The 12,592-nt window shown below is 39.3% G+C and carries 10 protein-coding genes; 7 read left to right on the forward strand and 3 right to left on the reverse strand.

All coding sequences use genetic code 11. From position 1 onward, the window contains the following. Window positions 1-11: 11 nt before the first annotated feature. From dnaB to gloB, 3 genes are all read right to left on the reverse strand, one after another. On the reverse strand, window positions 12-1,355 hold the full coding sequence (gene dnaB / locus NLP_RS08720; RefSeq protein WP_104906053.1) for a replicative DNA helicase: 1,344 nt from the start codon (window positions 1,353-1,355) through the stop codon (window positions 12-14). Window positions 1,356-1,526: 171 nt separating this feature from the next. Continuing rightward, a complete protein-coding gene (rplI, locus tag NLP_RS08725) occupies window positions 1,527-1,985 on the reverse strand; it encodes a 50S ribosomal protein L9 (protein WP_104909816.1) in 459 nt (152 codons plus the stop codon). A 331-nt stretch (window positions 1,986-2,316) separates the two neighbouring features. Then, window positions 2,317-3,090 (reverse strand): hydroxyacylglutathione hydrolase, encoded by a 774-nt coding sequence (gene gloB / locus NLP_RS08730; protein WP_104906054.1) that lies wholly within the window; start codon window positions 3,088-3,090, stop codon window positions 2,317-2,319. A gap of 415 nt (window positions 3,091-3,505) precedes the next feature. On the opposite strand from gloB, the gene NLP_RS08735 reads away from it, so the two are divergent. The 7 genes from NLP_RS08735 to NLP_RS08765 all read left to right on the forward strand — a co-directional run bounded on the left by NLP_RS08735 (window position 3,506) and on the right by NLP_RS08765 (window position 12,583). Continuing rightward, the gene (locus tag NLP_RS08735; protein ID WP_104906055.1) at window positions 3,506-4,891 is read left to right on the forward strand and encodes a glycosyltransferase; all 1,386 of its coding nucleotides are present in this window, start codon (window positions 3,506-3,508) and stop codon (window positions 4,889-4,891) included. After that, complete coding sequence (locus NLP_RS08740; RefSeq protein WP_104906056.1) at window positions 4,888-6,060, forward strand: glycosyltransferase family 4 protein; 1,173 nt, start codon at window positions 4,888-4,890, stop codon at window positions 6,058-6,060. Before NLP_RS08735 ends, NLP_RS08740 begins: the two co-directional genes overlap by 4 nt. A 116-nt stretch (window positions 6,061-6,176) precedes the next feature. Next, window positions 6,177-8,417, forward strand: a complete 2,241-nt coding sequence (locus NLP_RS08745) for an ATP-binding cassette domain-containing protein (protein WP_104906057.1) — start codon at window positions 6,177-6,179, stop codon at window positions 8,415-8,417. Window positions 8,418-8,484: 67 nt separating this feature from the next. After that, on the forward strand, window positions 8,485-9,717 hold the full coding sequence (locus NLP_RS08750) for a glycosyltransferase family 4 protein (RefSeq protein ID WP_104906058.1): 1,233 nt from the start codon (window positions 8,485-8,487) through the stop codon (window positions 9,715-9,717). Window positions 9,718-9,745: 28 nt separating this feature from the next. Next, on the forward strand, window positions 9,746-10,705 hold the full coding sequence (locus tag NLP_RS08755; protein ID WP_104906059.1) for a glycosyltransferase family 10 domain-containing protein: 960 nt from the start codon (window positions 9,746-9,748) through the stop codon (window positions 10,703-10,705). A 3-nt stretch (window positions 10,706-10,708) separates the two neighbouring features. Further along, window positions 10,709-11,689, forward strand: coding sequence for an Npun_R2821/Npun_R2822 family protein (locus NLP_RS08760; protein WP_104906060.1), 981 nt, complete (start codon window positions 10,709-10,711; stop codon window positions 11,687-11,689). A 3-nt stretch (window positions 11,690-11,692) separates the two neighbouring features. After that, on the forward strand, window positions 11,693-12,583 hold the full coding sequence (locus NLP_RS08765) for an Npun_R2821/Npun_R2822 family protein (RefSeq protein ID WP_104906061.1): 891 nt from the start codon (window positions 11,693-11,695) through the stop codon (window positions 12,581-12,583). Window positions 12,584-12,592: the final 9 nt, after the last annotated feature.

Raw genomic sequence — 12,592 nt, forward strand, 5'->3', positions numbered from 1 at the left:
ATTTGGTCTGACTAAATTTTTAAATTTTGAAACTTTGTAAACTGAGGATTGAACAAAAGTTTCGCAGTACCTGTAGGCCCATTGCGGTGTTTAGCTATAATTACTTCTGCAATGCCGCGATCGGGAGTATCGGGAGAGTAGTATTCATCGCGGTATAACATTATTACTAAATCGGCGTCTTGTTCAATACTTCCGCTTTCTCTCAAATCAGATAACATCGGGCGTTTGTTAGTGCGTGCTTCCACCCCTCGACTCAACTGAGATAAAGCAATTACTGGTACAGATAATTCACGCGCTAAACCTTTGAGTTGACGCGTAATTTTTGATAATTCTTGTACACGATTATCACCTGCTCCTTCCATCAATTGCAGGTAATCTATTACAATTAATCCTAATTCAGTTCCTATTTCAGCTTGCAGTCTTCTTGACTGACTACGCATTTGTGTAACTGTAATATTCGGCGTATCGTCAATATAAATTGGCATCTCAGAAAGGATACCAATAGCACGACTTAAAGGTTCCCACTGTGTTTGACTGAGGCGGCCAGTTCGCAAATAACTACTTTCAATTTGCGCTTCACTAGCTAATAAACGTTGTGTGAGTTGCTCTTTAGACATTTCCAAGCTGAAAAAAGCAACTGGTAATTTATAAGAAGCGGCGATATTATGAGCAAGGTTTAAGCAAAATGCGGTTTTCCCCATTGATGGGCGGCCCGCGATAATAATCAAATCAGAACGCTGAAAGCCGCTGGTCATGGCATCTAAATCGTAAAATCCGCAGGGAATCCCAGGTAAGGCAATACCTTGATTTCTATCTTCAATATCCTGGAAATTATTAATTAGAGTATCAGAAATGTGAACTAAACCCGATTGGGGACGTTCTTGAGTAACGGCGAAAACTTTCTGTTCTGCCTGATCTAAAACTTGTGGTAACTCGGTTTCTGTTTCGTAACCAAGATGTACAATTTCATTACCAGCTTTAATTAACTGTCGCCGCAGGTATTTTTCCATGACTAACCCTGCTAAGGCGTCAATATTCACGGCTGACACTGTACGGTCTACCAGAGTTGCTAATTTATTTCTACCACCAATGCGGGATAGCATTTCATGGTCAGTCAGCCAACTGGTGACTGAGAGTAAGTCTGTGGGTTTACCTTGGGCGTGGAGCCTCACAGCTGCTTGATAAATATTTTTGTGAGCGCTAATGTAAAAAGCTTCGGGAAGGAGGCGATCGCTAACTCGACTAATCGCTTCTGGATCTAGCAAAATACCCCCCAAAATCGCTTCTTCCGCCTCAATATTTTGTGGTGGGAGGCGATCGCTACCTAGCCCTTGAAAACTCAATTCTTCAGCCATAAACGATTTTAGTTTTGAGATTTTGCTAGAGACGCGATTAATCGCGTCTGTGTAGGATTAGAGACGCGATTAATCGCGTCTGTACAGGAGTTAGGAGTTATTCACTTTTACTTCCCTTGCTCCCTCATCCTCATCCCCCACATCTTTGCGTCCCTTTGTCCCTCTACTGAGTTAGCTAGCGACTACTTGAATATCGACTTGCGCCGCTACTTCCGAATGCAGCTTAATTTCGGCTTGATAAGTACCAAGGTGGTTAATATCGGGGATGGTAATTCCACGCCGATCGATTTCTTGACCGGTGGCTGCCTTAATTGCATCTACAACATCTTGGGTGGTGATAGTACCGAAAATTGCTTCGTTTTCACCAACTGGCTTGGCAATTGTCAAGCTGGCAACTTTTTCCAAAGATTCTTTTTGCTCAAGAGCTTGTTGTCTGAGTTCTAATTGCCGTTGACGCTCTTGCTCGCGACGGCGTTCTACTTGCTTGAGAATACCAGGAGTGGCATTGGTTGCTAATTTCTGGGGAATCAGATAGTTACGAGCGTAGCCAGGAGCTACTTCCACTAAGTCGCCAGATTTTCCCAGCTTGCTGATATCCTGATTTAAAACTAACTGCACGCGTTTCGCCATCGTTTTTCGTTTTTCCTGTAAAATCTGATTAATTTGGGTGGGTTTGGGCAGCATAGCTTACTAAAACAGTGCTGTTAGCTTTCTTCTCTACGAGAGGCTGCGCCAACGGGGCGTTTAGCCCTTGCTGAGTAAAGAGTCCTGAATAACAAGTGTTTTTTCAGAACTTAGAACTCCTGAAATGAGTATATTGTCCCAAGTAGCTTTGCCCATACCCTAAAGCTTACAGATCCTAGCGAAAGGAAGGGTGCGATCGCAACTATTAGCGCTAGAAAGTTGGAGGAATGGAGGATAAGGGAGCAGAGGAGAATAATCAATCCCCAATGCCCAATACCTAAAAGTTATTTTTCATTTCCCGTATCCGCGCAAAAGTTTGCACTCCATCGCTACCCTTAACGGTTGATTGTAATGATGGCTGATCCCAACGTAAAAAGGGATTGGTTCGCTTTTCCATTCCCAGCAGGGAGGGGATAGTAGCTTCTCCTCGACTACGATCGTTTTTCACTTCATTGAAGCGTTTTTGTAAGTCCGCATTGTCGCCATCCACAGTTAGGGCAAATTGTAGATTTCCTAAAGTGTATTCGTGGGCACACCAGATACGCGTATCATCTGGTAAAGAGCGCAGTTTGGTTAAAGAGTCTACCATTTGAGTTGGTGTTCCTTCAAACAAGCGACCGCAACCGCCAGAAAATAAGGTATCGCCGCAAAATAAATCGCCTGTCTCACCAGATTTTTCGGGGGGAAAGTAGTAAGCGATGTGAGCGCGGGTATGTCCGGGAACAAAAATAACTTCAGCTATGCGGCCTGCAAACTGGACGCGATCGCCTTGTTCCAAAAACACCTGCTGTCCCGGAATTCGCCCGCGATCTTCGACACCACCGTAGACTGTTAGTTGCGGGAAGTGTTCTATTAATTGCAGATTGCCGCCTACATGGTCATTGTGGTGGTGTGTGTTGAAAATCGCTACCAACTCAGCTTTTAACTGTGCAAGTTGCTTTAGTACTGGTTCAGCCTCTGCTGGATCGACAACAGCAGCAATTTGTTGCTGGCGATCTACTAGCAAAAATATGTAATTATCTGAGAGTGCCTCAAGCCTGATTACTTGCATTACTTAATATCTCCCTTTCCAGTAAATACTTTGGAATCTATCAGCAATCTTAAATCAGTGAGAAAAGGTTGAGAAAGTCCATAAATACTATGATAGTATACAACCGTAATAATACTTAAAAGTATGCTAAGTAACTATAAATTATGATCTTGGCATATCAGTAAAATTTCTCTGGGAGGAAGTGTAAAAGCTAAGTTAGATTTATTCTGTTATTTTTGCCCGAAATTGTCTTATTTACTCAAAACCCAAAATCAGTAATCGAAAATTTTTTATTTGTACATACTTACTAATTAGTACAAAAGTTTATAGATTCACTTCGGGTTATTTATAAAAGATAGATGTTAATAATGAAAAATAGAACAATCAATTATGGTAAAAAAATGAGCTTTCCAATTTTTTCTTTGCAGGTTCATAGATGAAGCTAATCCATACAACTAGCTGGTATTTTCCAGATTCATCAGGCGGTGTTGAAGTATACTTAGATTCACTACTGCATGGCTTACAAGTACATGGATTCGAAAGTATTGTTGCTGCTCCTCAACAAGGTACAGAGGAAGATACCTACGAACACAATGGCATCTCAGTTTATCGTTATCCTGTTTTTCCTAACCCCAGTAAGATACAGGTACACAAACAGCTACCCCACGGAGGCTTTAAAACTTTTGCTAATTGGCTAGAAAACAATCGAGCCGACGTATACCATCAACATTCATGGCGATTTGACTGCGGTTTACATCATCTTGCTCTCGCCCGCCAGTTAGGGATGGCTACTGTAGTCACCGTTCACATACCTGAGCCTATATGTCTGCGTGGTACGATGATGCGCTGGGACAAAGAACCTTGCGATGGGCTGATTGACTCTGTTAATTGTAGTCAATGTTTGGGAGTACCAAAGCAAGTAGCACCTTGGATGCTCAAGACTTTAAGCCGAGCTCCCTTGGATGTTGGGGTAGCAGCAGAAACAAAATTACTTACCTCTAAAAGTTTTAAGCTACGCCTACTTGGTAAAACTCTTGGCATTCCTACTCTAGTGTCTCAACATAGACGCAATTTAATGCAATTAGTAAAACTAGCCGATCGCATTGTTGTAACGAGTAATTGGCAATACAATGCTTTTGTTGCAAACAACGTTCCTCCCGAAAAACTTACTGTATCTCGGCAAGGTGTTGCTAACACTTTCAAACGCGAAGTAACACCAAACAAACCACAAAATACATTAAAAATCGGCTTTTTGGGTCGCTGGCAAGAAACTAAAGGGGTACAAGTTTTAGTAGAAGCGGTACATAGTTTACCGAATGATCTATCTGTAGAGTTAATTATTCATGCTACTCATCCGGGAAAATACGGTGCTGCCAATCGTGATAAAGTTATGGCGATCGCGAGCAGCGATCGCCGGATTCGCATTGCTGAACCACTTTCACGCGAAGCAGTACCAGAGGCATTAGCAGGTTTCGATATTTTAGCAATACCGTCGCAGTGGTTAGAAACTGGGCCCATAGTTGCTTTAGAAGCACAAGCTATGGGTATTCCCGTACTCGGTTCAAATTTAGGAGGAATTGCTGAGTTAGTCCGTCACGGCATCGATGGTTGGTTAGTTCCAGCAAAAGATGTCCAAGCATGGGCTGAAGCGATCGCCACTTTAGCCAAAGACGCCGATTTATTAGCTAAATTACGTCAAGGTATCCAGCTAGTACGTACAATGGATACTGTTGCTTCAGAGATGTTGACACTTTACCAGGAAATCTTAAAAATTCCTCAAAAAACTTTGTATATTGATGGACTGACACCTAATTTATTATGAATAAACAAAATAAAAAATTAAAGGTTTCAATCCTCACACCTAACTTTTCTAAAGGTGGAATTGACAGAGCATATTTGCTAAGTCAAATTTTTAAAAAATTAAATTATGAAGTAGAAGTATTAGGATTTTTATTTGGAAAAAATATTTATCCAGAGCCACCATCTGATTTAGCAATCTTCTGTCTACCAGGCTGCAATTATCCACAATTGTTCGGTTCTGTCAGGCAAATTTTAAATAAGATAGATGGAGATATTATCTGCGCTGTTAAACCAAAACCCACAAGCTATGGTGTAGCTTTAATTAACAAAATCCGCAGCCATAGACCAGTGATTTTAGATATTGATGATTGGGAATTAAGTTGGTATGGCGGCGATGAGTGGCAGTATCGCCCTAATTTGAAACAGCTAGCTAGAGAACTTCTAAAAAAAGAAGGTGCTTTAAGGAATCCAGACCATCCACTTTACTTAAAGTGGATGGAGTCATTGATCAATCATGCCGACGCTATTACAGCAGATACTCAATTTTTGCTGAATCGTTTTGGTGGTATTTATATACCCAATGGCAAAGATACTTGCTTGTTTGATCCCCAAAAGTACGATCCGCAAATCAGTCGCCAAAAATATGGTTTAGCTGAATACCGCGTTCTCATGTTCCCTGGTGCGCCCCGACCGCACAAGGGTCTAGAGGATGTTTTAATAGCACTTGACCAGTTACAAGAATCCGACTTCAGGCTAGTGATTGTTGGTGGTAATCCTTACGATAACTATGATGAACAGTTGATTGAGCGCTGGGGACAGTGGATTATTATGCTGCCTCAAACGTCAATAGAACAAATGCCGGAAGTCGTGGCTGCGGCCCATATTGTAGTAGTTCCTCAACGAGATACATCTGTAGCAAGGGCACAATTTCCGATTAAACTCATGGATGGTATGGCAATGGCAAAGCCAGTTTTAGCAACACGAGTAGGAGATATTCCCGAAATTTTAGATGAAGTTGGTTATTTAGTTGATCCAGCTTCTCCAGAACAAATTGCAGAACAAATAAAATTAATATTTCAGGATTTAGAAACAGCTAACGAAGTAGGTAAAAAAGCGAGAAATAGATGTTTAGAAAAATATAGCGTAGAGAAAATGGCATCTACTATGGAGTCAGTAATTGCCCATTTATAAGCAATAGATTGATTAATTAGGGAAAAATTGATATTCAGCAACTAAAACAATTAGCAAAAGCATTAATTAATTTATAAATTATGTTAACAATAAGTAAATCATGATGATAAAAACCAATGTCTAAAGGTCAACTAATCCTAAGATTCGCCAAACCCTATCCAGGTTTAATTATCCTAACGATGCTGTTAGGATTTTCTGGTGCTTTATTTAATGGTGTCGGTGTGACTTTGATTGTGCCAGTAATTTTGAGAATTGTCGGACAACCAGTAAATTTAACTGGTTTTCCTCCGATTCTCAAAGCTGTGATGTTTCCATTTGATAATCTTCCCGAAAATTATCGGAATTTGGGAATGGCTGGAACAATTATATTTATAATTTTATTAAAAAACTTATCTAGTTATTTTAGTATTTTAACATCGAGTATTTTCACTCGAAAATTAAATGCGGATATTCGCGAAGCTAGCTTAGAGTTATTGCTAGATATTGATATAGACTATTATTCAAAAACGAAAGTAGGCGATATTATTAATCGCCTTGGTTCGGAAACTGCCCGCACTTCTAGCGCTATCGGGAGTATTATCAATTTAATTATTTTAATAATTACAATTTTAGTTTTCGTTGGTTTATTATTAGCAATTTCTTGGCAGCTAACAATCGCAGCCACAATTTTATTGGGTTTTATAACATTAATCAATCAATACACAATTAGTAGAGCGAAAGCATTTGGTCAACAACTATCAGAAATGTCTACATCTTATTCCATCAGTGTTTTAGAAACATTGAATGGAATTCGTTTGGTAAAGTCAACTGCCAATGAAGACAGAGAATATCAAAAAATTACTAAATTAATCCGCGATCGCGAAAAAGCAGATTTTGAATCTCAGGTAAACTCACAAGCGATCGGTCCGATAAGTGAGGTGATGGGAGTTATAGCCTTACTTATGATTGTATTCTTAAGTAAAACTTTCTTTGCTAACCAGATTTCTTTCATTTCAACGGTACTACTGACATATTTATTAGTATTACTGCGACTGCTGCCTTTGGTCTCTCAGTTAAATAGTCTTCGTAGTAGCTTTGCCAATAGTGCTACTAGCGTAGAAATAGTGAGTGAGTTTTTAAGTCGCGATCGCAAGCCGTTTATGAAAAACGGTAATGTTATCTACACAGAATTAAAAGAAGGAATACGCTTTAATTTACTTTCCTTTGCCTACCCCAGTCATGAAAAGTTAGTACTCAAAGATGTAAATTTATTTTTACCCCGTGCTACAACTCTCGCTTTGGTAGGTGGTTCTGGTGCAGGTAAGTCCACCTTGGCTGACCTCTTACCGAGATTTTACGATCCGAAATCTGGTAGTATCTCTATCGATGGCAGAGACCTGCGTGATTTTGATATCAAATCTCTGAGATCACACATGGGAATTGTCAGTCAAGATACATTTCTTTTTAATGACTCGGTGCGAAATAACATTGCTTATGGAAGACCTGAAGCTACTGAAGATGAAATTATCTCAGCAGCAAAACGAGCAAATGCTTATGAATTTATTGATAAATTACCTCAAGGATTCGACAGTCAAATTGGCGATCGCGGCGTCATGTTGTCTGGTGGACAAAGGCAAAGATTAGCGATCGCTCGCGCCCTCCTGCAAAATCCAGAAATTTTGATTTTAGATGAAGCCACCAGCGCTTTAGATACCGTTTCCGAACGTTTAGTACAAGCTGCACTCGACGACTTAAGTCGCGATCGCACAACCCTGGTAATTGCTCACCGCCTTTCCACAGTCCAAAAAGCCGATCAAATTGCCGTATTAGATCAAGGACAGGTGGTAGAAGTGGGAACCCATGAAACACTTTTACAAAAAGGGGGTTACTACTCACGCCTCTACTCAATGCAATTTGCCGCTCAGACTGAAATTTCCACCAAAACTAATCCTAGCTTTAACCGCATTTCTCACGAACTGCGTACAAGGCTTAATTCAATGATTGGTTTCCTCGGACTATTAGTTGACGATCTAGTAGACAATTCCCAAGAGCGGCAGGAATTAATTGATCAATCATACAACTCAGCCTTAAGAGTTCTCAACGCCATCGATCTCTTCAGCGATGTGGTTAACCTGAAAATTAACTGGCAGTTATCGTCAGATATAGACCAAAATCAAGATGAAAATAACCAGTATCAAAACTTTAGTCATATTTCGGATGAGTTTCGCACGCGTCTCTATCCTCTGATTAGCTCTCTGCGCTTACTAGCCGATAAATTAGAATCCGAACCCCAAAAACAAAATCTATTAATAGCAGAATCTTATCAATATGCTATTTACCTATTAGATGTATTAAAGCTTTTTGAAAATAAAGTTTAATTTTAGTTAATCTTAGGAACAAAAGTACTTCTACTAAAATCTTGAAAAACATATCATCCCCAAAAAAATGATAAATTCTTCAAAGAAAAACCAATATATTTTTTACACCGGAGAGTTATCATTAAAGCCGGACACAGCACACGAAATTCATGATGTTCTTTGTGCCAACGCAGCAGCTAACTTAGGCTATTCCTCAGTTTTAATTTATCAAGATAAAAAAAATTATTCTATTAATCTACTATCGTTAATTTATCCTTATCAACCCAAAAAGCCCGGCAGAGAATTTATCGAATTTTACGATGTGCAAGAAAAGCTCAAAGTTGCGGCATTGCCAATGCCTTGGCCTATTGATCGAATCGGTGGTAAATTTACTAACTCCAGTACAGTAGTAACTAAATATTATTTACCAGTTCACATCCTACCTCATACTAAAGTTGTCCACACACGAGATTGGAACTTTGTTAAAGCCGCAGTCAAAAATAAAGTTCCTACAATCTATGAACGTCACTACTTTCAAGACCGAACATTTGAGCAAGAAATTGTCCACAGTCCCTATTTTCAAATAGCCATAACTCAGTCAGAACCCATCCGGCAAAGCCTAATAGAAAATGGAATGCCACCGGAAAAAGTAGTTTGGCTACATAACGGATTCAATCAATCATTTTCAATCAGACAGCCCCAAGAAGCCGAAAAGTGGCGGCAAGAATTGCTGATAAATGGACGTAAGCATTTAGTTGTTTATTCAGGCGCTTTGTATCCTTTCAAAGGAGTCGATCTGTTAATTGATTCTGCTAAAGAATTACCAGAAATTCAGTTTATCATCACAGGAGGAACAGAAGCACAAGTACAAGCATATCAACAAATAGCCAGAGATAAAAATGTCGAAAACGTTAAATTCTTAGGCTGGATACTTCCACGAGAACGATTAGTCAGCTTGTTTCAAGCAGCTGATATTTTGGTTCATCCTCACTGCGCTGGAAAATCAGCAGATTTCACGAACCCAGTTAAGTTTTTTCAGTACATGGCTGCTGGCACTCCTATCGTTGCAACTGAGATTCCACCTTTAATGGAATTCAAAACATCACCTTTGATTGCCAGTTGGTGTACACCAGATAATCCTCATAAACTTGCCCAATCTATTCAACATACTTTAGAAACTTATCCCAGAAAAATAGAGGGTTATGCAGCTAGTATAGATTTTGCCCAGCAATTTTCTTGGGAGAATAGAATTACCAAAATATTAAGCTACGTAGAAGAAGATCGGCATCCACCAATTTTAGGGGAATGGTACAAAAATTAACTGAAAAATAACCGAATAAATACGATTTATGACTATTAAAACTGTTGGCATGATTAGCAGCTATTCAGGTCTTGCTAAAAACAAAGATTGGTTATGGCAACAAACTCCGCACTACTTTGGTGTTTGGAACAAAATCCAAATGTTGAAAATGGCAAAAAAGCCAGATTTTATGTTGCTCTATCAATTTGATTTTCCTCAAGCATCGCCACAAAAATCTTGGTTAGATAGTTTTCGCAAACAGCAACAAAAACCAGTAGTAAATGTTGAATCTCTACTGCGTGGTGTCAACAAAGAGCGGATTATTTATTTGCTCAGAGAACCACCTTTAGATGAGGTTGTAAAAATAACTAATCATAATTATCAAGAAGCCCAGAAGTATTGCGGCTACGTTTCTGGCCCCGATGATTTTGCTCCCATTCCTGACTATATGCCTGCTATTTGGTATCACTCAAATTCATTTCAAGATTTAAATGAAATGCCACCGCCTCCAAAAGTAGCCCCATGTAGTTGGATTACTTCGGGAATTAGCCGCACAGCCAACCATCGCCAGCGTTTAGATTTTTTACAATCTTTGCAATCTAGTGGCATGAAATTTGATTTGTATGGGCGTAACTTACCAGAATGGGCGAACAGTTCGGGAGAACTAAGCAACAAATGGTATGGCATGGCACCATACTATTACAATCTGGCAATTGAAAACTATGCTGATAATAATTGGTATGTGAGTGAGAAACTTTGGGATAGTTTACTTGCTTGGTGTTTACCAATTTACTATGGTGGACCGGCTGCTGATAAATTATTGCCACCGGGTAGTTTTTTGCGGTTGCCCAGTTTAGATGAAAAAGGCATTGCCTACATCCAAGAAGTGACAGCTACACCTGATGCTTGGTATGCTGCCAAAGATGCGATCGCAGAAGCACGTCAAATCATTTTACACAAATTAAACCTGCTTAACTGGTTATCAAACTTTGTCGATCAACACTCATAAATTATGAATGGTATTTGTACCCTTGGCAATGATTATGTTTTCGATCAACTGGTGGCTTTGCTCAACAGTATTGATGTTATCTTAGGCCCAGAAACTCCTGTTTGTATCTATCCTTTCGACGATCGGACACAACGGATTGCTGACGAAATAGCTAAACGCCCGAATGTATTTCTTTACGATGACCAAGAATCAATCAACCGCTGGGATCAATTTATGCTCGCAGCAGCCCCAGAACGATTGAATCGGAGTAAATCTCGTCTTTATGGCGCTCACCGTCGTTTTTGCGCTTTTGATGGGCCATTCGAGAAGTTTATCTATTTAGATGCAGACACCTTGGTGATGAACTCACTCGCAGGAGTGTTTGAAAAGCTAGATAGTTATGATTTTGTGGTCTACGATTTCCAATTTAAAGACGTTAGTAAAATATATAATATTAATTCTCCCAAATTACTAAAAGTTTTTGAGCAAAAACGCATTGATTATGAAATATTTTGCTCAGGTTTTTATGGCGCAAAACAAGGATTATTTGAATCAAAAAAAAGAGATTGGCTAATATCACATTTACAAAATGGTGAGTCAGAAATTTTGTATGGTGGTGCTGGTGAACAACCATTAATCAACTACATGGTAATGAGGTCTAATCTTTCTATTTATAACTTTGCTTGCCAACTGCCAGATAATGAAAAAACAGGATGTTCTGCTAGCTCTAAACACTTCGAGGAACGAGAAAATATTCTTTATGATCGCGGTAATCGACTAACTTATCTCCATTACATTGGTATTCCTCCTAATATTAATCACGCAGTCTGTGCGGGAGAAAATATTCAGTTTCCCTATCGAGATTTATTTCTCTATTATCGTTACTTACACGAACCAGAAAAGCGTCCAGTATTTAACAATCCTCCTAAAAATTATAATGACGCTCCAGTAGCAAATTTACTTACAAGAGCTTTGCGAAAATTTAAGTTAATTAACCAAGGATAATTTATGAGCCGGGGTATTTATATAGTTGCCAATGACCGCGTTATCGATAATGCTATTGCTCTCCTCAATAGCATCCGTTACTATGATCCAGAAGTTACCGTTTATCTAATACCTTTTAATGACAATTACCATAAGGTAGCAGAACAGCTTGCTACCTTACATAACGTCCAAATTTTCCCAGATTTAGAACTTATTGATACCTTTACCAAACGCATCGGAGAAATTTTTGACCGAGATTTCCTCGCCTTACCCAACAAAATGCGTAAACTGGTGGCGTGGTTTGGGCCTTTAGATGAATTTATTTATATTGATACGGATATTGTCGTTTTTGAAAAAATTGCCGACAATTTGGACAAACTATCAGAAGTTGATTTCTTCTGCTGTGATTACCATCATGCTAATGACAAGCTGCGAAATATTTTTTCCCCATTTGTGAAAGAGCAGCAAATTTTTTCCGATGCCCAACTTCAAGATGTTTTCAACAGTGGTTTTTGGGCTTCGAGAAAAGGAATTATTACCGAACAGCAAATGGATGAAGCTTTACGCGAGTGTGCAGCAAATCGCGAATATTTCGATTTTTCTGAAGGAGTTACAGACCAACCAATTTTAAATTATCTTGTTCTCAAACTAATTTCTAAACGTGGAAATCTCGTTAAAATTCCTGGGGGAGGGCCTGGTAGTTGGGCAGGTTCGCAAAATTTTAAACAGCAAGATTACGCACTCTATGACCGAGGACAACGACTAAAATATCTTCACTGGGCTGGTACGCGGATGAAAACTGGTAGTCCCTATTGGCAATTGTGGGAACACTATCGCTATCTTCATGAGGGTAAATTTGCCTTTATTCCAAAACTGACTCGCCGTTTATTTCCCTTTGTTTCTGCCCGTACTTAATATTAGGAG

The sequence above is a fragment of the Nostoc sp. 'Lobaria pulmonaria (5183) cyanobiont' genome, assembly GCF_002949795.1.
Classification (GTDB): Bacteria; Cyanobacteriota; Cyanobacteriia; order Cyanobacteriales; family Nostocaceae; genus Nostoc.